Consider the following 21,083-nt stretch of genomic DNA (forward strand, 5'->3'; position numbering starts at 1 on the left):
GAGTAAAATACCTTAGGTATCGCCTTTTATTAATAATTTACGTTATGTCTTTTAAATAACGTAAAATAAGTCAAAAAACAACTTATTTAAGTCTATCTTAGCAAATATATAGGCCGAATCACACCTGAAATACATAATATTTATGTAAGATCGACTTTTATTAAGCTTTGTAGGAAAATGATCATATGAGTGAACACGATTCAGAAATTAACTTAAAACGTCTCAAGTATATTGGCTCTTTACGAGATGAGTCGATTGTTGCCCAAATTGAAGCACAACTAATTCGTCAAGGTGTCCATATAACTAAAGAATATGAAAATGACTTCTACCATTTATTTGTTGTGGACCTAAATCAATTACAACAGGCCCGTGATGTTTACCGCGTCTATATTGGAGGGGCCAAACCAACAAAGGTTGATAAAAATTGGCAATATGTTCAATCTTTAAATATGGGGCCAACAACAATTATTATCTTGGCCTTGTGTGTAATCATCTTCATCTTTGGTTGGATTTTAAAAAATGAAAATCTCTATTATCTTTTCCTTTTTTCGACTTCTAAAGTTGATGCTTTTGCTGACATTAATAATGGTGAATACTGGAGACTTCTTTCGCCGGCCTTTATCCACTTTGGCTATATCCATATCTTCTTCAATATGTTGTGGTGGAAAGAGTTAGGTAAGCTCATTGAAGTGACTAAGGGAAGCGTTTTTTTAATATTGCTTCTATTATTTACGGCGATTTCTTCAAATATCCTACAGGCGATTATGTCTCCTGGAATGTTTGGAGGACTTTCTGGTGTGGTTTACGGTCTACTCGGGTTCTTATGGCCATATTCAAGATTGAATCCAAATTTTAAATTTAAGCTTCCAACTTCTGATATCGTTCTCATGGTGGGGTGGCTCTTCTTGGGATTCTTTGATGTCTTTAATTTCAAGATGGCCAATTGGGCCCATGGTGGTGGACTTGTAAGTGGTGCAATCTTGGGTGTTATTTTTGCTTTAATTGATCGCTCGGATCAAAAGTCGAATACTCACCAATCTTAAGGTCTTTCAATTTCACATCGCCAATCGCGACTCGAATTAACCTTAGGGTGGGGAAGTTGACTGCCGCACACATTCTACGAATCTGACGGTTTCGTCCTTCTGAAATACGCACTTCAATCCAAGATGTTGGTATTGTCTTACGAATACGCACTGGTGGGACGCGATCTTCAATTTGAAAGTTAATTAGCTTTTTAACCTTTGCCGGCTTTGTCTTGTAATTGCCTTTTATTATTACACCACGCCTTAGTTCTTCAATTGCTTGTGTTGTAATATCGCCGTCTACTTGAACGATATAAGTTTTTTCAACCTTACTATCAGCATTGGCCATTTGGTTCTTATACTTCCCATCATTCGTGAGTATCAGTAAGCCTTCACTGTCCTTATCTAAGCGGCCAACAGGGTAAACTTCCTTAGGGAGCTTGTAGTCAATAAGACTAAGTTGGTCTCTGTGATCTTTTCCAAATTGGCACAGGACATCGTATGGCTTATTGAAAATGATATATTGATGTTCTCCGTTACTTGCTATTTCTTTAAAGTTAGCAAGTTTAAATGGAGGAGTAATTTCTAAGTTTATTTCTTTTTGTAAAAATTTATCAAAGAAGCTGAGTTTGTAAGCACAAAGCCTTTGTCCACTTTGATCTTTTGAGTTCGAGTAAATAGGGTCGCCGTAAATTGGATGTCCTATTTCTTTTGCATGGGCCCTAATTTGATGTTTTCTACCAGTCAGAATTGTAAATTCAACTAATGAGTACTGCTTATCAGTATCGATAACTCTATAGTCTGTGATGGCCTTTTTTCCACCAGAATTAACAACGGCCATCTTTTCAATTCGTCCAACTCGGTTTGCCTTAAGGAAGTTTTCAATCCTTGCTTCTTGTTGTGTAAAGACGCCGCTACAGATAGCTAAATAGCTCTTTCTTATCTTTTTCGGATCATGAGAGCTAAAGAGTTCTTGAAGATATTTATTGGCATCTTTGTTTTTGGCAAATAAAAGAATTCCGGACGTTTCGACATCAAGCCTATGTGCTAGAACGAGATATTGATCCTTTCCATCACTTCGATTTTTAAGAAAACTAGAGAGTGCATCAGTGCAATTATCTCGAAAGCGATCGAGAGTTTTATGCACTGGCCAGCCCGCCTTTTTGTTTAAGGCAATATAGTTATCATCTTCAAAGACGATATCATTGGCAGATAATCGGATTTTAATTCTTTTTTTCACTAAAAGTATTGTATCATGTTTACTATGAACGATTTACCAAATTCTGAAGCATGTGAAAGAAATAAAGGCCCTATTCTTGAGGTGATCACACCTTATTTAAGCAGCAGTGATAATGGTGAGTTTTTCGAGATTGGCTCACTTACTTGTCAGCATAGTGCGCACTTTGCTAAGGCCTTTGCTCAAATCGATTTTATTACATCTGAAATTAGAGACAATCAAAATGTTTTAAAGATGTGCTTATCACACTATCAAAAGAAGATACCAAATCTTAAAGGCCCCCTTGTTTATGAAGCTGGTTTTAATAAACTTGAGGCCGGGAAAAAGTTCTACTTCACAGCAAATACACTTCATATAATGCCTTGGAAGGCCGCGAAGACTTTTATTAAGGACTTGGCGACAGCAATGGATGAAAATAGCACTCTATTTATTTATGGGCCATTTAAGTATCATGGAAATTACACGAGTACTTCTAATGAACAATTTGATGGTTTTTTAAAAGAGCGTGATGCTCAAAGTGGAATTCGAAATTTTGAAGATATTTGCAATAACTTCTTAAAGAAAGGTGTCTTTCTAAAAGAAGATATTGCAATGCCTGCTAATAATCAGCTTTTAATTTTTACAAAGTAAAAAGGAAATTACATTCTTTCTGGTACTTGAATTCCTAGAATCTCAAGGCCTGTTTTAATGACTTCACTTGTTGCATAAGCAAGCTCAAGGCGAGCTTTCTTAAGTGATTCTTCACTTGATGCAATTGGGCAAGCAGCATAGAAACTATTAAATAATTTACCAAGTTCAAATAGGTAAGTTGTTAGTAGACTTGTTTTATTTTGCTCATGCGCCTTAATTGCTACATCATTAAATAATGATATCTTTTGCATTAGTTCAAACTCTTTTGTTTCAACAAGTGAGCTTGCATTTGAAAGCTCAAGGGCCTGAGCTTTATCAAAACCTTGCTTCTTAAGTAGTGAATTGATACGTGCATATACATATTGAAGATATGGGCCAGTGTCTCCATCAAGCTTTAACCATTCGTTCATGTCAAAAACGATTTTACGGTTATTATCAATTTTGATCATTCCATACTTTATTGCTCCATTGGCAATCTTAGTTGCTGTTTCATCGATCTCTGACTGATCCCATTGCCCAGCATACTTATTAAGATAATCATCCTTAATCTTACTTTCCATATTATTAATGAGCTCGGTAAGGGCAACGATATTTCCCTTACGAGAACTCATGGCACCATCTGTTAGTTCAACCATTTCATACGGAAGGTGATAGCAGTCCTTGGCCTGTTCAAAACCAATATGTTCAAGAACTTTAAAGACTTGTTTGAAGTGGAAGGCCTGGCGAGAGTCCACGATATAAATATTATTCTTAACACCATATTCTTCAAATTTCTTAATTGCTAGAGCTACGTCCTTTGTTGAATAGAGGCCAGTTCCATCTGATTTAATTAAAATGCAAAAACCAAGCTTATCGTCACTTAGATCCATTCCAATCGCACCATCGTCTTTAACGAATAAGCCTTTCTCATAATATTCATTACAGATTTTTAGCGACGGAGCATCCATTTCAGACTCGAAGAACCAACGATCAAATTCAACACCTGCCCAAGCATATGTTTTTTTCATGAGATCAATTGACCATTGTCGAGTCTCTTGCCATAGATCAAAGAATTCTCCCTCTTCAGCGTGAAGCTGCTTTAGGATCTCCGTAAGCTTAGCACGGTTATCATCTTCTTTATCTGTTCCTAGTTCATCTTCAAGCTTTGTATTTGCTCGAGTGTAAATACGTCCAAGCCATTCACCCTTATTTATTTCGGGGATTGTGTCTTGATTGTGATACTTTAAATACCATAAACATTTTGCAACGTGAGTTCCTGAGTCACCCGGATAAGTTACAGGGTGGACATCAACGCTACAGTACTGCTTGATCCTAACAAGAGCATTACCAAGACATAGATTTCTCATGTGCCCAACATGAAGCTCCTTGTGAGTATTCGGTTGGGAGTACTCTATCATTGTCTTGCCTTCACCCTTTGTTAGCTCTTTCTTAAAGAATTCACCGGTGCGAATTTCAGCAATTAAACTTTCAAAGTATGCATCAGCTGTAAGGGTAAAGTTAAGATATGGGCCTTGCGCCTTAAGGTCTTTGATTACTAAAGCATTTGCTTCTAGATCAACTTTTTCCAAAATTGTTGCCGCAATTTGTGGCGGTCCTTGTCTAAGGGCCTTGGCAAAACGAAATACAGGAAAAGCATAGTGGGCCATTTCAATATTTGGGGCCTGTCCAATTGATGAGTAAATATCTTCTCTCTTAATGTCTGTATCTGGATAAGCAGATGAGAATGCATTTTCTAGGATATCAGTAAGTTTTGATAAAATTGTATTCGTTTCCATTTAGTAATCACCGTATTTTGCTGCGACGCAGTTTAGAATAAGTATGTTATCATCATATTATAGTAAATATTTTACTAATTGTTTAGGAAAAGTAATTTCATATGTTCATTTCTATTAGACTTATCATGATTATATTTAGTTCAATTTATCTTACTATAGGAATTTGTGATTCTGTTCTAGCTGACGATGCTATGACGCCGATTGAGGAGTTTCAAAAAAAGCAACAAATTGAACGAAGAGAAGCTGAGGAATTTAGAAAGTACAATACCGAATCAAGTATTGGAGATGGCCTTTTTAAAGGGCCAAACCTGATCTACTTGTGCGGTAATAGACGAAAGCACTTTGCCTGTGTTAATGATCTCTCTCTTAGAAATTGTGATATTCGTAAAGATTTGAATTGTATGATAATTCAAAAGTATAGTGGCCAAAAAGAGTGTTTTAAGGGCCAGGCAGAGTTAATGCATAAGTCGAGGATTGATTCGTATTGTAAAGATTAGCTTATCTCACGAAACATTAAAAGGTGTCGTCCGATTCCTTTGATATCAAACTCTTGCCCAAACGCTTCAAAACCAAGCTTTTCATAAAAGCTCTTCGCTTCAACACGGGCGTTGCACCATACTAAATTACAGAAGTTTTGCTTAATAATAGGAAAAGCAACATTTAGTAGTTCTCGTGAGAACCCTTGTTTGCGGTAATTTTCAAGAGTTGCCATACCTTGTAGTTGATATTGATTATCAATATTAAAGTTTGGATTTCTATTAAAGTAAAATGAGGCCACTGATACAAGGTTGTTGTCAACAAAAGCACCCAGGTGAAATGTATCAGATTCGTCATCTCCAATATAATTATAGCTAGACTCGATGCCATCAATACCAAGTACTAAGCGTCGAATTTTAAATGTGTCTTTTAAATGGATTCTTTTAACGATCATAGGAGGACTTTATACCAAATAAATGAAATTTTGTCACAATAAAGAAGTTTACACTTTGTTGTTGATCATCCAAGTCGGTCTTTGTTTTTTTTTACTATTTCGACAATAATAATTGTGGGAAAAAACTCAGTTAACTTTATAATAGATATATGAAATTTAGTATTGTAAAAATCCAAGAGGCCGTAGCCGACGCTTTCCAATTTATAAATCAAGAATTTGCTAGCACTGTAAAAACAGTTGATGATTTTATTCTCGCATCTCCAATGCGTTCATTCATTTTATTTTTAATCGCTATCATTGTCGCTCGTATTATATTTTTCTTAATAAGAAGTATAATGCTTGGCCGCGGGGAAAATAAAATTGCTGCGCGTAAATACGTTTATAGATTCTTTGATTTTAATTTATATTATTTATTCGCTTTCAGTGCATTGGATATTTTTAATGTCTATTTATTGAAGTTTGATAGAGAGGACTTTCAACTCTTTTTACACGTTTTTCGAAATATCTTGGCGCTTTATGTTCTTTATATAAATATTGGCTACTTTCATAGCTTTCTAAGCTATAACTTCAAAGTCTATTTTAAAAAGGTAGATAAAGACTTCATTAAGGATAGTAAGAAGCTTCGCTATGTAATTACAATTACAACTTTCTTTTATATCTTACTTTATAATCTTTTTTCGGGCTTCTTCGGACATAATATTATTACAGTTATTTTCTTTGTAATATATACGATCATCTTACTTAAATATGACAACTATGCTGAGTTAATACTTCCAAAGATTGTACCTGCCTCAATGCTGTTAACAAAAAAACATATTTCCAAATATGTAATACTTTATGTACTTCCTGTTTTTTTATACCTCTACACGTTGATCTACTCATTCTATTTAATGTTCTTCCTTGCTAATAACGATAAGGAATGGGCAAAAAATCTATTATCCGGAATTTTAGAACAACACTTAGAAAGTCTCAGAGATGAAGTCTTTACAGATTATGAAGTTCCAAGTGACTATGTAGAAGTCTTTAAGAGAGAAAATGGTACTGAGATAATGAGAAATCCTGATCCTGCTGTTATGGCCTATGAGCGAATAGATAGTTGGCTTAATGGAACGAGTAACTCTTATCATTTAGCATTCTCTGGAGAGTCGGGGAGTGGGAAAAACCATGCACTTGATAAAATTCTGAAACGCTATTCATCTGTAACATCATTCAAGTTAGATATAAGCGAGAAAATTCTTGAAGAGTCAGTACTTTTAAAAAGATTAGAAAACTTTGTAGGAAAAGGAAGCGAAGAAGAGAAGAAATTCGTAATTATCAAGAATGCACACAATCTCTTCTTATCAAAATTTCATGGCTTTAAGGCCTTTGATGCTTTCTTTAACGTTATCAACAACTCATCTAAAAATGTATTTTGGTTTACTGTTTGGAATAGTAATTCTTTAAATCTAATTAAACATATTTATAACCGCTATGAGTTGTCTACTGACACTATTTATATCAGGCCATGGAATAAAGAAGAGCTAAAAGAACTTATTCTTAAACGACATGAACCCACAGGTTTAGAGATTCGATTTAATGAAGAGCTCTTCGAAATTATGTCACACTTTGGAACAGAACGATCAATTGAGAATGCTCATGATATTTACTTTAGAATTTTAGCAAAACAAACAGGTGGCAATCCTCAAGCTGCAGTCAATACATGGCTAAAATCTATTTCTCATGTAAATGATAAAACTGTAGAGATACATCTTCCGCAACGTCGAGCGATTCATGAAGTAGAAGTGTTGTCAGATGAGTCATTGTTTGTCTTTTCTAGTATCCTTTCACACGAGTATCTAAGCTTTTCTGAGATCGTAGACACAACAGATCTAAGTGAGAAAGTTGTTACATATGCACTTAAGGCCGGATTTGGAAAAGGTATACTGAGTAAAGATGGGGACTACTTTTACATTAGAAAAGACTGGCTAGTTGATATTAAAACAATCTTACAAAAGAGGAATTTTATCTATGAATGATGCAGTATCTGATACGATTGCAAAAACACAAAAGTTGGCCAGTATTTTTGATTCTGTTAACTCAGAAATGATTATTGGACTCTTTGTTGGCCTTTTGACTCTTTTTATTATTGCTAGGGTCATTTCATGGGCCTTGTTATACTTGGCAATTAAGCTTCCATTCTATCGACTATCAATACTACAGCTAAATACAATTATTACTCATATGATTTATATCATCGGTACTATTTGGCTACTTTATGTCACACTTAATCCCTCTCAAGAGATGATTTATGCCTTCTTAGGCTCTGGTGCCGTAGCAATTGGTTTCTCCCTTAAAGATCTTGTTTCTTCAATCATTGCAGGAATTATTTTAATTTTCGATAGGCCATTTCAAGTAGGGGATCGAATATTATTTCGTGATAATTATGGTGATATTATCCAGATCGGACTTCGTTCTGTTCGGATTCAAACATTAGATGATTCGACTGTAACGATTCCAAATAATTTATTTTTAAGTGAAAACGTCGCTTCCGCTAATTCTGGGCAACGTGATATGATGGTTTGTAGCTTTTTCTATTTTAAGAATAATTGCGATATCGCAAGAATGATTTCATTACTTGAAGAAGTCACAACAACTTCTCGCTATGCCTATTTGAAAAAACCTTTAAAAGTTATCGTTTCAACTGAGAAGTTTGAACATGGTATTGGCATAAAGGCGACAGTGAAAGCATATGTTCTAGAAACGATTTATGAAAAGGCTTTCGAGACAGATATTACAAAAAGATTTTATGAAGCTTTAAAAGAAGAGGAACTTGTTGACCAGTTGCTTTCTGAGTCATAATTTTCTTAATTTAGAGAAAGTGAGGAGTTGATATGAAAATGGAGATATTTTTTCGCTACTGTGGTGTACTCGGATTACTTTATGCAATAGTTACCTTGAATGTTATTCGAAATCGTTGGAAGCACCGTGTGGGTCTAGGACATGGGAAAGTGTCAGATATGAATAAGGCCATCAGAATACATGGAAATTTCTCCGAGTATATTCCATTTATTCTTTTATTAACTTATTTTGCAATTGAGAAAGAGGCAATAAATATAATAGGAATTCATTTTCTTCTTACTGCACTTATTATTTCGAGAATATCTCACTTTATAGGACTTACAAAAAGTGCTGGTACTTCATTCTATCGATTCTTCGGTACCAGCATTATTCTTTTATCTTTAATTGGAATCAGTATTACTTTATTACGTTAATACAAATATCAAGGTTGCCTAGGGTGTTTCGTACATCTTGGGCAGTCATTGAGAAGAAGAGATCTTTTAGTCTCTTATGGATAGTTCCACTTGTTTCAAATCTTTCATCATCAGTTGAATCAAACTTAAAGGCTTCTTTAAACGATTGCCAGAACTTTTCCTCAACACATGCCATAACAACAAATTCATGATCTTTTGTCTGATAGATATTGTAGCAAGGGTATAGTCCATTATGGAGAAACTTGTGATCTGTCTCTCTAATAGATTTAGGCCAGAAAGCATCAAAAACTTCTTGAGTTGACTCGTATAAGTAAGACTCAATGATTTGTACATCCTTAGTCTCTTGTGCCTTAAACATTGCACCTAGGAGATCAAAGGCCATTTTTTGTCCAAAGTTAATACCTGCAAGAGGTAAAAACGGAGGAGCGACATCTTCAATTGAGTTGATATTTCTTAGATGAAGACTTAGAAGACCTGTCATTGCTAGGGCATTCAAGTCATGCATATGGCTCATATGCTCTTTTGATGCCTTCGGAATAACGATTCCGTAACTGTGTTTTACTGTTTCTTCAATTGTTTTAACAGAGATCCCAAGCTTGTCTTGAATCTTTCCTGGAATTCCCATAATGATTCCATCTGCTTCAAAAACAAGTTTTTGAATCTCTTTAATATCTTCTTCACTTTTAAAATCGAAGCGCTTTACCGTTTTACATTCATTTAACTCTTCGTACCATTTAGGAAATGAGTTATCCATTTCAGCAAAGAGGCCATAGATAAAAGGATCTTTAAATTTTGCATCTTCAATCTTAATGACATTTGCACCAAGGCCTGCAAGAAGTTTTCCTGCTAGAGGCCCTGGTAGGCGGTGTGAAAAATCAATGATTGTTTTACCTGCAAGTGGCCTTCCCTGAGTATTACTCATTCGCTTGGCCTTTTGCCTGGTTTGGCTTTAGAGTTTCAATGAAGCTATCTAGGCCTTCTCCAGTCATCTCACATTCATTAGTTCCACAAATTTCCCATCTCTGTCCTTTATCTTCATGGAAGTCAAAAACAAATCTTGGTAGGAAGTAGCAAATAAAGCCTGCGAATTCTTGGTTTTGAAGCCACTCTTTTGGACACTTTATAACCTTGTAGGCATTTGCTGGATAACTAAGTGCTCTAAGCCCTTCACCTGAGCCAGCTGGATTCTTTAGAACATCTTGTGTGGTATTTTCCATTAGTGGTCTAATCTCTTCAAGCATATCGATATCACTAAATAGAACACTAGCACGTCTGATTAACTTAATGAGTGTCGAAACAGGTGACTTAAATGATTGATCAAAGCTTGTAAAATTCTGATTTGGATATAGCTCCATATCATTATCTCTTAGGGCGCGTGTTTTAAGGCGGCCATCTACTAAGAACTCTTTTAAGATAAAACCTAGTGTGTCTTTTAGATTTGCCTTAAAGACTGGGTTTCCACTAAGCTCATAAATTCTAAGTTGTGCTTCAGCAAAGAGAACATAGTCCTCTAGTAGTGAAGCACCAACTGGACGAGTTGTTGTATGGCGTAGTCGCATTCCATTTGGCGTTGTTTCTAAGAACTTTTTATAAGTACCTTCGACGACACGATTAAATAACATACTTGCTGCATTTCTAATGGCAGGTACTTGAGTGTATTGCATAACATCTGATAGGGCCGTGATCATGTGAAAGTTCCAACTAGCGATCCCTTTATTATCTGTCATAGGAGGAATGCGAAGCTTTCTTTCATTAAGTAGGGCCTTCTTTGCATTTCTAATTAGATCCCATGATTCACTTGTGAAGATCTCTTGAGCTTTATTATGATTAATTGTTAGAACATTAAGTCCTGAATCAAAATTACCCTTTTGAGTAATACCAAACCAGTCTTTAAGTTTATCAAGGTTTTTTGTTAATGACTCATCTTCTGTATCAAATCTTCCTAGAGCATCTTCAAACTCTTGTTCTGTATATGTAAAGTAAAGTCCTTCAACGCCTTCACTATCAGCATCCTGTGCAGAGAAGAAGAAGTTCTCGTCTTCATTTAGCATTTCAGATTTTAGGTACTCAAGCGTATTAAAGATCCCGTCGAAAACAAGTGGTGAAGGGTAGAGCATACTCGCTTTTGCAAGAAGCTTCAAAAGACCAGCTTGATCATAAAGCATCTTTTCAAAATGTGGAACTGTCCATTTATTGTCAGTACTGTAGCGGTGTAGACCACCACGTACTTGATCGTAAACACCACCCATCAACATTCTTTCTAAAGATTTAACAATGTGCTCACCATGCTCTTTTTTTACAACACCTTCAAGCATTTGCTCAATGGCCCATTCATAGAAAGCAAGTTGAGGAAATTTTGGAGCTTCACCAAAACCACCATTTTCTTCATCTTTAAATTTATCAAGAACATCGAGAACTGAGTTTGGATGAGGAAAGTGACCTTGAAAATCAACATTCTCTGGCGAAATGAAGCCTTTTTCAATTGCATCAAATGCTTTGTTAGCATTCTCTGTAACAGTTGCATTATCATCATTATATGCTCTAACTAGCTCCGCTAAAACTTCCATAAATGGAGTTGCTTTACCCTTAGCTTCTTTTGGAAAATATGTTCCAACAAAGAACGGTTTTAGGTTTGGAAGTAGGAAGGCACTTAAAGGCCAGCCGCCACCATTTGTAAATAATTGACATGCTTGCTGGTAGTAATTATCAATATCAGGATGTTCTTCTCTATCAACTTTAATATTGATAAAGTTCTCATTTAGATATTTTGCAGTTTCTTCATCACAGAAAGACTCTTCGGCCATTACATGGCACCAGTGACAAGAGCTGTATCCAATTGAAAGGAAGATAGGCTTATTTTCCTCAGTTGCACGAGAAAGGGCCTCTGGTCCCCAAGGATACCAGTGAACTGGATTGTCTTTGTGTTGCTTTAGGTATGTTGATGATTCATCTTTTAATCGGTTAAATCCAATATCTGTCATTCTTACTCCTCAAATTTATATATCTATTATGCGTGAAATATTTAAAAATTAAAGGATAACCTCCCAAAATCCTGTAATTAAATGAATGTTTTTGAAATTATTTCCAGTGCTGCGCATTATAATTTTCTTTTAACTAGACGAGCAGGTTCAATAGCGGTAAAAGACCATCATATGAAAGCACCGAGTGAGCGATATAGCTCACATCTTGAACATTTTAGTACTTTTTGTACGAATACAAAATCATTGCTCACGTTAGGACTTTGTGCCTTTGCTATTGTGCTTTCTTTTGACTTCCTTTGGACTCCAACAAGTACAAACTTCCGTGATCTGGGTATCCTTTCTTCAATAAATTCAAAAAACCACGTTTATACTCCTTACAATACTTATAATTTCAAAGAGACTAATCCTTTCTTCAAAAGCCTGCACCTTGGATTTCTTTCATCGATTGATAAAAAGACTCTTGAAGACACATTAATTGCTCATATGGAGTATCCAATAAATGTAAGGGCCAAGAAATATATCTCTTCTTTGCTTCACTTTGCTGAAGAAAGACAACTTGACCCACTTTGGGTTATCTCAATTGCATGGACGGAAAGTCACTTTAATCCGACAGCACAAAGTTACGTAAAGGCCCAAGGTCTTATGCAAATTATGCCAAAAACTGGGGTCTTCCTTCATAAGCTTCTAAAAAAGTCTCTTAACAAAGATGATATTATTGAGATTCTTCGTGTCCCTCATGTAAATATGGAGCTTGGTGTTTACTATCTTAGTCGTCTCTATAAGAGATTTGGGCTTTATCGCTATGCAACGGTTGCCTACAATATGGGGCCGGGGTTTGTGAGGCAGAGCCTTCGCTTTAATCGTCCTGTTGGAATTAAAAACGTTTACTACGACAAAGTTAAAAAGAATTATAAGAAGATGCTGGCAGCAGTTGAAACACTAAATAAGCGTTCACGCTCACTGGGCGTTGAGTCAATCCTTCACAAGAATAATCATAAATTTGACCTCAATTACTACCTCGGTATGGATATTGTTCCTAATGTAGAGGAAAAAATTGCTAAAAAAGAACCCTCTAAGTCACGCTTTGCAAAAAACTCATAATTCAGCGAGTCATCTTTTCAACTTCAAATAGCTATTAAAAATTGCTATATTCATCCCTTATAAATTACACGAATAAGGAAGTTGTATGACATATTCATCAGTTATTGCAATTGATGGCCCAAGTGGGAGCGGAAAATCAACTGTAGCTAAGCTGTTGGCCAAGGAACTAGGTATCCTTTATATCGACACTGGTGCAATGTTCCGCGCCTTAGCCTTTGCTGCAAATGAGAAGGGGATTGACCTTCAAAACCACGCGGCAGTTGAATCATTTTTAAAAGAAATTAAGCTTGAATATGGGCAAGTAGACGCCCTAGTGAAAGTTGATGGTGTGGATCTGTCTCAAAAAATTAGAGAACACCACGTATCTAAGCTTGCTTCGATCATTTCACAAATTCCTGTTGTAAGAACAATGCTTCTAGATTTTCAAAGGTCAATCGCAAATGAAAAGGTTTGTGTTATGGAAGGCCGTGATATTGGAACGATTGTCTTCCCTAATGCCTTTACCAAGTTCTTTGTGACAGCATCGATCGATATTCGTGCGCAAAGAAGATATGATCAGCTAATGGAGAAAGGTCAACACGATATCGATCTTGAACAGCTTAAGCGTGATGTAAAAAAGCGTGACGAAAAAGATATGGGCCGTGAAGTGGCCCCTCTTGTAAAGGCCTTCGATGCAACACTTGTTGATACAAGTGAAATGGATATCGACAAGGTTATTTCGACACTTAAAGAAAATGTAAAAATTCGTGCAAAAGAGGTTGGAATAGAGTTGTGAAATACTTAATCAGTCGCACAGACGCCATTGGCCAGAATATTCTAACAATGCCAATGGCCCAGGCCATTAAAGAAATGGATCCAAATGCGACTGTAGCAATGATCACATCGCCGACTTCGGTCATTCTTTATAAAAACCATCCCTATATCGATAAAGTCTATGTTCTGGATAAGAAGAAATCTTATCCATTTAAGGTAAAGCGTGCGCTAGAGGTCTTTAATGACTTTAAGCCTGATATTTACCTCTACGCAGGTGGATCACAAACTCCAAACTTTGTTGCTTGGCTTAAAAAAGTGCCTTTTCGAGGAGGACACCTTGCGAAATGGCAGGCTAACTTCACTCTTAATCGTGGAGTTCGTCAAATACGTTCAGAAGTAGAAGGACATGAAACTTTCTATAATATTGAGTTACTACGAGATCTCGACAATTTTATCACTATCGAAGACAAGGAGTATATTCCTGAGTTTAACTTCAATGTGAACGAGAACGACTTTAATTCTTTTAAAGAACTAATAAAGGGAGAAGGCCTTGATCCTGAAAAGGAGATGGTCTTTGTTCACCCTGGTGTCTCAAATAATAACCTTCCATGGCCAGCAAAGAATATTGCAACGTTTATTAAGCGCATAAACGGTATTTATCCTAATCGTTTTAATTTCATCATTTCTCATATCCCTTCAGATTTACGCTATGTAAATCCAGTAAGGGATGAGCTTAGAGATTATAGTGATCAGAATATCTACTACTTCAATGGTAAAAAACGAGGCATTGTTAACTTTCTAAATATTTTAAAACACGCTACACTTTTTATAGGTCCAAACTCTGGTGCCACACACATGGCCGCGGCCCTGGGAGTGTCTTTAATTGGGATATACTCGCCGATTAAAAGTCATTCTTCTTTAAGGTGGAAGCCAAAAGGGGAGACTGAAATTAAAACAGTTACACCGAATGTTGTTTGTGGAGAGTCTGATAAGTGTGCCGGAATTGATTGCCCTTATTATGACTGTATGGCCAAAATTGAAGAAGATAGGGTTATTGAAATAGCAAAATCAATTTTAAATATATAATGGAAATACTATGACAAAATTAATTTCATCTGAACGTTTTAATACAATTATTGCCAATCTCGCCAATATTAAACCGATTCTTGTTGTTGGAGATGTTGGAATTGATAAATACACATCCGGCGTTGTTAATCGTATCTCACCGGAGGCTCCTGTTCCTCTTGTTGAAGTTCAAAAAGAGTGGCATAAGCTTGGTCTTTCGGCCAACGTATCTGAGAATTTAAAAACACTTGGAGTTAATTCAACTTTATGTGGCGTCATGGGCGATGATGCAAACGCAAATGTCTTGGAAGACCTATTAGAAGAAGCAGGACTTTCAACTTGGGGAGTTGTTCGTTGTGATGAGCGACCTACTGTCTTCAAAGAAAGAATCGTTACAGACCATCAACAAATTTGTCGTATCGATTATGAATCAAAGAAGCCTATTAATGCTGACGTAGAAAAAAGACTGATTGCTCGCATTAATGAACTTAAAGAAAACCACGGAGCACTTATTTTAGAAGACTACTCAAAAGGTGTTCTAACAGAGTCTCTAATCTCGCGCCTAGTAAGTGAGTTTAAGGAGACGAAAAGTCTTGTGGCCGTAGACCCTAGTCGTACAACGCCTCCGCTTTTCTATAAAGGTGTTTCGCTGCTTAAGCCTAATCACCTTGAGGCAAAGCTCATGGCAAACCTCTTAGGTTATGCTCAAGAGCTTCAAGTTGAAGAGATTGCGGAAATTCTTGTTGATAAGCTAGAGCTTGAAAAAATCATTATCACACTTGGTGCACGAGGAATGGCGATGCTTGATACTTTAGGTGATGGCAAGCTTCATATGATCCCAACTGTTGCAAACGAAGTCTACGATGTTTCAGGAGCAGGAGATACAACAATCTCTCTTCTAGTTGCATGTTTAGAAGCTGGCGCAAGTCTTGAAGAGGCCGCGTGGATTGCAAACTGTGGCGCAGGTGTTGTTGTAGGTAAGGTTGGAACAGCAACTGTTAATATCGAAGAGCTAAGTAACTACTACAATGTTTTAAAAGAGAAAATGAAGTAGAGTGAGTGATTTAAAACCTGCAACTCAGGCACTCGTTTTCTTTAGTGTCCTCTATCAAGAGGATAGAATTGGCCCAAGTGAAATCATTAGTCTACTTGGGCCAAAGTACGCTCATCCTATCGTTTTTACCCATAGCTTTTTTCCAATGAAAGATTATTACAGCAAGGAAATGGGCAGTAATCTAAAACGATGCTTCTTCTTTTATCCTGATGCTGTTGAGCGAACTCAGCTAGTTGATATCAAAAAAAAATGTGATGTTTTAGAGAAAGCAAATCTTTTGGATCTTGGTAGAGCTTTTAATATTGACCCAGGCCTAATTTGCTTGGATCAAGTAATCCTCTCAAGTGGTAAGCCATACTCTCATCGTATCTATCTGGGTGATGGCGTTTTTGCTGAATTAACATACCAATTTCAAGGAAAGTCTTACGAGACTCTATCTTGGACATACCCTGATTATCAGCACCCTGAGATCATTTCAAAGTTCAATTGGATGCGCTCATTTTTATTGGTCTAATTAACTAATTACTGACCCTCCAAGTCTTGCTTTTTCGCACACCGCATGAAAAACTCCCAAGGTTATTATTGAATGTTTATAAATCGTCGAATAGGTGGGATTATGATTGATAAGCTAAATGAAGCTTATGGAAAGTTTCAAACAGAACTTGAAACATTAAATGCGCAACCAGAAGTGCTTTCTCTTAAGTCTAGTTACTTAGGAAAGAAGGGGGCAGTATCTGAAATTTTAAAATCGCTAAAGGATGCTACTCCTGAGCAAAGAAAAGAAATCGGACCAGTTGCTAATGAAATTAAGCAAAATATTGAAAAGCTTGTTGCTAAGAAGCTTTCTGAAATTGAGCTAGCTCAGATTAATGAAAAGCTAAGTAAGAACAAAATCGATATAACTTTTACTGATGTCGTTAAATCTAAAAACAACAATCACGGTGGACTTCACCCAAGAACTCTTGTGCAACAAGAAGTTGAAGATATTTTCTTATCGATGGGATTTGAAGTATTAGATGGGCCGCACATTGAAACAGAATTTTATAACTTTGAGGCCCTAAATATACCAGGGGATCACCCAGCTCGTGATATGCAAGATACTTTCTGGTTTAAAGATGAAAATTCTCCAGAAGGAAATAAGCACCTTCTTCGTACCCATACTTCGACAATTCAAGTAAGAGGTATGCAGTCACGCAAGCCTCCTTTCCGCTTCATCGCACCTGGTACCGTTTTCCGTTGCGAAAGAACTGATGCTTCCCATGAGATGGTATTTCAGCAATTAGAAGGAATGATGGTTGGAAAAGATATTTCTGTATCTAATCTGATCTACTTTATGAAAGAAATCCTAACTGAGATCTTTAAGAAAGACGTGGAAGTAAGACTTCGTCCAGGTTATTTCCCATTTGTTGAGCCAGGTTTTGAGCTTGATATTAAATGTCAGGTTTGTAATGCAAAAGGATGCTCTGTTTGTAAGCAAGTTGGTTGGGTAGAGCTTCTTCCATGTGGAATGGTTCATCCAAATGTTCTTAGAGCAGGTGGGATTGACCCTGAGGAATACAATGGTTTTGCTTTTGGTCTAGGACTAGATCGTCTTGTGATGATGAAGTACGGAATCGATGATATCCGCCACCTTCAATCTGGTGATCTTAGATTTAACTCACAATTTAAAGAATATTAAAAAATAGTTTTAAGGAATATATATGTTAATTAGTATTGATTGGATTAAAGATTTCGTTAAGGTTCCAGACTTAGACGCTAACGAAATTGGTTCAAAGTTCACTCTAGCAACAGCTGAGGTTGAAGATGTTCTTTCTGTAGGTGATCATTTAGAAGCTATTACTGTTGTTGAAGTTCTAGAAAAAGAAAAGCACCCTGAGGCAGATAAACTTAATCTTGTGACATTTACAAATGGTAAGGATAAGTTTCAAGTTGTTTGTGGCGCTGCAAATGTTCGTGTAGGTATGCGTACTGCCTATGCTCCACTAGGTATTACTTTGCCGAATGGATTAACTCTTGAGCCAAAGAAAATTCGTGGTGTCTTATCTGAAGGGATGCTTTGTTCAGAAGAAGAACTTGGTTTTGCTGAAGAGTCACCAGGTATTATCGAACTAGATAAGATGTTTGATAATCCAGAACTTGGGACTAATATGTTAACGCTATTTGGTCAAACAAAAGACGTTCTATTAGACGTTGATAATAAGTCTTTAACTCATAGACCTGATCTTTGGGGACACTTTGGTATTGCTCGTGAGTTTGCAACAATTTTTGATAATGAATTAAATAACCCATTCTCTGACTCGTGGGTAGCTGATTTAAAAGCGAAGTTTTCAAGTGAGGCAGCACCAATAAAAATTAAAGTTGAAGAAGACACAAGTTGCCTTGGGTACTTTGGTCTTAGCTTAGATAATGTAAAAGTAGGAGAGTCTCCTTCATGGATGAAAAGACGCCTGCAAGCGGTAGGTCTTCGTCCAATTAATAATATCGTTGATATTTCAAATTACGTAATGCTAGAACTCGGAATTCCGCTTCATATCTTTGATCGCGAAAAGATTAATGGTGATACCGTTGTGATTAGCTCTCTGAAATCTGAAACTGAATTTACAACTCTTGATGATGAAAAAAGAACATTAATTGTAGGTGACACAGTTATTGGTGACTCACAAAAGCCTTTGGTTCTAGCTGGAATCATGGGGGGACTAAATAGTGGTGTTGATGAAAGTACAACGAAGATTTTTATCGAAGTTGCAAACTGGAAAGCTGCTGAAGTTAGAAAAACTTCAACTCGCTTAGGGCTTCGTACTGATTCTTCTTCTAGATATGAAAAGACTCTTGATTCACTAATGCTTGAAAGAACACTTTTAAGAACTCTTGAGTATGTTTTAAAAGAAAACCCTGAGGCTAGAGTGGTTGGTGATATTCAATACGATGGCCCGAATCTTTTAGAGATTAAACCGGTATCTATTCCATCAAGTGCTGTTAAAATTAATAAGGCACTTGGAAAAGAAGTCTCTTTTGATGAAATGAAAAGAATTTTTAATGCTCTTGACTTTAATATTGAAGGAACTGCAGAAAGCTTTGTTGCTCATATACCAAGCTATCGTGCAACGAAAGACATCGAAACAGGATCATGTCTCGTTGAAGAAATTGGTCGAATTATTGGCTTTGACAATATTGATCCTATATCACCAAAGCTTGATATTTCACCTGTTAAGTTAAGTCCTGCACAGAAACTACATCGCCGTATGAAAAACTTTATGGTTAATCATGCAAGTGCATTTGAGGTTATGACTTACCCTATGATTGGTCCATCACTTCTCAAGAAGGCCATGTACGAACATAAGGGTGGGCTAGAGCTTATAAATGCTTTATCAAAAGATGCATCACTTATGCGTGAGTCACTTGCTCCTTCTTTTCTCGAAGCTGCTGCTCAAAATGCTAAGAACTCTTCTTCTTTCAAGTTCTTTGAAATCGGCCGTACATATCATGCAAATGACAAAGACTTCGTAAAAGAAGAAAGTGTCTTTGGTGCTCTATATTTTGATAAAGAAGCAACACCATTTATGGAGCTTCTAAACGACACAACTCGCTTACTTGATAGTGCTAATATTAACTATCAGTTAAACGAACGTAATCCAAAGTTTAAGAGTAATGCAATCAATGAAGAATGGGCCGGTATTCATCCTTTCGAATTTTACAACTTAAGAATTCAAGGAAAGATGGATGGTGTAATTTTCTCTGTACACCCACTAGTTCTAAAGCAATTTAAAATTAAAGGAAACGTTTCAATTGCTCTTGTTAATATGAGTGCGTTTGAATCACGCGAACAAAAAGATAAGACAAAGTATAGTCCACTAGCTAAATTCCCTGGTTCAACTTTTGATTGTACTGTTGAAGTTGATAATAGTGTTGCTGTAGGCTCCATCTTAAGTAGTCTTTCTAAACTTAAGATTAAAGAACTTGTTACTACTTCTATTGCAGATATCTTTGTGCAAGAAGATAAGAAGTCTGTAACGGTAAGAAGTGAATTCCTAGATCCTAACAATACTTTATCAGGTGAGTTCATTACTGAGGCATCTAATAAGATTGTCGAGACGCTAGAAAAAAACGGATTTCCTCTAAAAAAGTAGTTAAATTTTTTACATAGTTACCGATGATAAAAGGCCACTCAGAGAGTGGCCTTTTTTATTAGAATTACTTTTCGAGATTTCAGTAGCTTACGGTTTTTGCAGAAGTTCAAACTACTACTTAAGTTAAGTATAATTAATAATCTATAAGTGTTTAATATTGTTATTATATTTTATGAAAAAAAAGTTAAAAAAAAGTAAAAAAACTATTGACTAAGTTATTGGGGTTTCATAATATGCCCCTCGTTCCAAACAACAAACGAAACAAAAAACAACGTTGCTAATAACGACATTGAATTTTTTTCTTTAATTGTTAAAAAAGACTTTACATGTTGAACATGAACATATAGTCTCGGACAGCTCTTTAGACATTCAAATAAAGTAATAAAGATTTGCTGCTTAGGCAGTGAACAAGATGAGAAGAAATCCAAAATAAGTTTTAAACGGTTTTTGAAAGATCTGACGTAACTGAATCATTGAAGTTACTTCAATCAGTCAGATGCCATTTAAGCTTAAAATCTTTGAGTTTAAATCGGAAGATTCAGGACAAACGTAAATTGAGTAAATTAAATTTTTTCAAGATATATGCTTGGAGAGTTTGATCCTGGCTCAGAACGAACGCTGGCGGCATGCTTAACACATGCAAGTCGAACGAGAAAGCACCTTCGGGTGTGAGTAGAGTGGCGCACGGGTGAGTAACGCGTAGGTAATCTGCCTCATAGCGGGGGATAACCAGGAGAAATTCTGGCTAATACCGCATACGATCTACGACATGGAAAAAGTAGATGAAAGAATGCCTCTCCTTGGAAGCATTTACTATGAGATGAGCCTGCGTTGCATTAGCTTGTTGGTGGGGTAACGGCCTACCAAGGCGACGATGCATAGCTGGTCTGAGAGGACGATCAGCCACACTGGAACTGAGACACGGTCCAGACTCCTACGGGAGGCAGCAGTGGGGAATATTGCGCAATGGGCGAAAGCCTGACGCAGCAATGCCGCGTGAGTGAGGAAGGCCTTCGGGTTGTAAAGCTCTGTCAGATGGGAAGAATTGCCAGATATCTAATAGGTGTCTGGAGTGACGGTACCATCAAAGGAAGCACCGGCTAACTTCGTGCCAGCAGCCGCGGTAATACGAAGGGTGCAAGCGTTGTTCGGATTT

The 21,083-nt window shown here is 36.6% G+C and carries 18 protein-coding genes and 1 rRNA gene; 14 read left to right on the forward strand and 5 right to left on the reverse strand.

Annotated elements, in window-relative coordinates:
* Positions 1–185 precede the first annotated feature (185 nt).
* Complete coding sequence (locus M902_RS15475; RefSeq protein WP_052607453.1) at positions 186–1,043, forward strand: rhomboid family intramembrane serine protease; 858 nt, start codon at positions 186–188, stop codon at positions 1,041–1,043.
* Here the strand turns inward: M902_RS15475 and M902_RS16395 are convergent.
* On the reverse strand, positions 988–2,262 hold the full coding sequence (locus M902_RS16395; RefSeq protein ID WP_084710565.1) for a pseudouridine synthase: 1,275 nt from the start codon (positions 2,260–2,262) through the stop codon (positions 988–990). The two genes, M902_RS15475 and M902_RS16395, sit on opposite strands and share 56 nt — an antisense overlap.
* 24 nt (positions 2,263–2,286) lie before the next feature.
* Here M902_RS16395 and M902_RS15485 point away from each other — a divergent pair, with 24 nt between their 5' ends.
* Complete coding sequence (locus M902_RS15485) at positions 2,287–2,889, forward strand: DUF938 domain-containing protein (protein WP_040315207.1); 603 nt, start codon at positions 2,287–2,289, stop codon at positions 2,887–2,889.
* Between the two features lie 8 nt (positions 2,890–2,897).
* Here M902_RS15485 and argS read toward each other — a convergent pair whose 3' ends face one another.
* Positions 2,898–4,664 carry an arginine--tRNA ligase gene (argS, locus tag M902_RS15490; RefSeq protein WP_021268574.1) on the reverse strand — a complete coding sequence of 589 codons (1,767 nt, stop codon included), beginning with the start codon at positions 4,662–4,664 and terminating at the stop codon, positions 2,898–2,900.
* 125 nt (positions 4,665–4,789) lie between these two features.
* Between argS and M902_RS15495 the strand changes: the two genes are divergently transcribed.
* Positions 4,790–5,161, forward strand: a complete 372-nt coding sequence (locus tag M902_RS15495; RefSeq protein WP_156979917.1) for a hypothetical protein — start codon at positions 4,790–4,792, stop codon at positions 5,159–5,161.
* On the opposite strand, the gene M902_RS15500 is transcribed toward M902_RS15495, so the two are convergent.
* Positions 5,158–5,595, reverse strand: coding sequence for a GNAT family N-acetyltransferase (locus tag M902_RS15500; protein WP_021268640.1), 438 nt, complete (start codon positions 5,593–5,595; stop codon positions 5,158–5,160). The genes M902_RS15495 and M902_RS15500 overlap by 4 nt on opposite strands.
* Before the next feature lie 149 nt (positions 5,596–5,744).
* Between M902_RS15500 and M902_RS15505 the strand changes: the two genes are divergently transcribed.
* The 3 genes from M902_RS15505 to M902_RS15515 are packed head-to-tail and all read left to right on the forward strand — an operon-like array spanning position 5,745 to position 8,846.
* Positions 5,745–7,610 (forward strand): hypothetical protein, encoded by a 1,866-nt coding sequence (locus tag M902_RS15505; protein ID WP_021267873.1) that lies wholly within the window; start codon positions 5,745–5,747, stop codon positions 7,608–7,610.
* Complete coding sequence (locus M902_RS15510; protein ID WP_021267994.1) at positions 7,603–8,433, forward strand: mechanosensitive ion channel family protein; 831 nt, start codon at positions 7,603–7,605, stop codon at positions 8,431–8,433. Before M902_RS15505 ends, M902_RS15510 begins: the two co-directional genes overlap by 8 nt.
* Before the next feature lie 38 nt (positions 8,434–8,471).
* Complete coding sequence (locus tag M902_RS15515) at positions 8,472–8,846, forward strand: MAPEG family protein (RefSeq protein ID WP_198011914.1); 375 nt, start codon at positions 8,472–8,474, stop codon at positions 8,844–8,846.
* Here M902_RS15515 and M902_RS15520 read toward each other — a convergent pair.
* A complete protein-coding gene (locus M902_RS15520; protein ID WP_021268049.1) occupies positions 8,830–9,768 on the reverse strand; it encodes a CoA transferase in 939 nt (312 codons plus the stop codon). The genes M902_RS15515 and M902_RS15520 overlap by 17 nt on opposite strands.
* Positions 9,761–11,827 carry a thioredoxin domain-containing protein gene (locus M902_RS15525; RefSeq protein ID WP_021268734.1) on the reverse strand — a complete coding sequence of 689 codons (2,067 nt, stop codon included), beginning with the start codon at positions 11,825–11,827 and terminating at the stop codon, positions 9,761–9,763. The genes M902_RS15520 and M902_RS15525 overlap by 8 nt, the downstream gene beginning before the upstream one ends.
* 81 nt (positions 11,828–11,908) lie before the next feature.
* Here M902_RS15525 and M902_RS15530 point away from each other — a divergent pair, with 81 nt between their 5' ends.
* The 8 genes from M902_RS15530 to M902_RS15565 form a co-directional block, all read left to right on the forward strand.
* Complete coding sequence (locus M902_RS15530) at positions 11,909–12,928, forward strand: lytic transglycosylase domain-containing protein (protein ID WP_040314920.1); 1,020 nt, start codon at positions 11,909–11,911, stop codon at positions 12,926–12,928.
* 85 nt (positions 12,929–13,013) lie between these two features.
* Positions 13,014–13,703, forward strand: a complete 690-nt coding sequence (gene cmk, locus M902_RS15535) for a (d)CMP kinase (protein WP_021267966.1) — start codon at positions 13,014–13,016, stop codon at positions 13,701–13,703.
* Positions 13,700–14,767, forward strand: coding sequence for a glycosyltransferase family 9 protein (locus tag M902_RS15540; RefSeq protein WP_021267858.1), 1,068 nt, complete (start codon positions 13,700–13,702; stop codon positions 14,765–14,767). Before cmk ends, M902_RS15540 begins: the two co-directional genes overlap by 4 nt.
* A 10-nt stretch (positions 14,768–14,777) precedes the next feature.
* Positions 14,778–15,800, forward strand: coding sequence for a bifunctional heptose 7-phosphate kinase/heptose 1-phosphate adenyltransferase (locus M902_RS15545; protein ID WP_021268192.1), 1,023 nt, complete (start codon positions 14,778–14,780; stop codon positions 15,798–15,800).
* 1 nt (position 15,801) lies between these two features.
* Positions 15,802–16,314 (forward strand): DUF4416 family protein, encoded by a 513-nt coding sequence (locus M902_RS15550; RefSeq protein ID WP_021268657.1) that lies wholly within the window; start codon positions 15,802–15,804, stop codon positions 16,312–16,314.
* Positions 16,315–16,416: 102 nt separating this feature from the next.
* Positions 16,417–17,478, forward strand: coding sequence for a phenylalanine--tRNA ligase subunit alpha (gene pheS, locus M902_RS15555; RefSeq protein WP_156979920.1), 1,062 nt, complete (start codon positions 16,417–16,419; stop codon positions 17,476–17,478).
* 22 nt (positions 17,479–17,500) lie between these two features.
* A complete protein-coding gene (gene pheT / locus M902_RS15560; RefSeq protein ID WP_021267935.1) occupies positions 17,501–19,927 on the forward strand; it encodes a phenylalanine--tRNA ligase subunit beta in 2,427 nt (808 codons plus the stop codon).
* Between the two features lie 583 nt (positions 19,928–20,510).
* A 16S ribosomal RNA gene (locus M902_RS15565) occupies positions 20,511–21,083 on the forward strand; the annotation flags it as partial.

Source organism: Bacteriovorax sp. BAL6_X (genome assembly GCF_000443995.1).
In the GTDB taxonomy this organism is placed as follows: domain Bacteria; phylum Bdellovibrionota; class Bacteriovoracia; order Bacteriovoracales; family Bacteriovoracaceae; genus Halobacteriovorax_A.

Coding starts and splice junctions, on each gene's coding strand:
- M902_RS15475 (WP_052607453.1), top strand. CDS start 186: ATGAGTGAACACGATTCAGAAATTAACTTAAAACGTCTCAAGTATATT.
- M902_RS15485 (WP_040315207.1), top strand. CDS start 2,287: ATGAACGATTTACCAAATTCTGAAGCATGTGAAAGAAATAAAGGCCCT.
- argS (WP_021268574.1), bottom strand. CDS start 4,664: ATGGAAACGAATACAATTTTATCAAAACTTACTGATATCCTAGAAAAT.
- M902_RS15495 (WP_156979917.1), top strand. CDS start 4,790: ATGATTATATTTAGTTCAATTTATCTTACTATAGGAATTTGTGATTCT.
- M902_RS15500 (WP_021268640.1), bottom strand. CDS start 5,595: ATGATCGTTAAAAGAATCCATTTAAAAGACACATTTAAAATTCGACGC.
- M902_RS15505 (WP_021267873.1), top strand. CDS start 5,745: ATGAAATTTAGTATTGTAAAAATCCAAGAGGCCGTAGCCGACGCTTTC.
- M902_RS15510 (WP_021267994.1), top strand. CDS start 7,603: ATGAATGATGCAGTATCTGATACGATTGCAAAAACACAAAAGTTGGCC.
- M902_RS15515 (WP_198011914.1), top strand. CDS start 8,472: ATGGAGATATTTTTTCGCTACTGTGGTGTACTCGGATTACTTTATGCA.
- M902_RS15520 (WP_021268049.1), bottom strand. CDS start 9,768: ATGAGTAATACTCAGGGAAGGCCACTTGCAGGTAAAACAATCATTGAT.
- M902_RS15525 (WP_021268734.1), bottom strand. CDS start 11,827: ATGACAGATATTGGATTTAACCGATTAAAAGATGAATCATCAACATAC.
- M902_RS15530 (WP_040314920.1), top strand. CDS start 11,909: ATGAATGTTTTTGAAATTATTTCCAGTGCTGCGCATTATAATTTTCTT.
- cmk (WP_021267966.1), top strand. CDS start 13,014: ATGACATATTCATCAGTTATTGCAATTGATGGCCCAAGTGGGAGCGGA.
- M902_RS15545 (WP_021268192.1), top strand. CDS start 14,778: ATGACAAAATTAATTTCATCTGAACGTTTTAATACAATTATTGCCAAT.
- pheS (WP_156979920.1), top strand. CDS start 16,417: ATGATTGATAAGCTAAATGAAGCTTATGGAAAGTTTCAAACAGAACTT.
- pheT (WP_021267935.1), top strand. CDS start 17,501: ATGTTAATTAGTATTGATTGGATTAAAGATTTCGTTAAGGTTCCAGAC.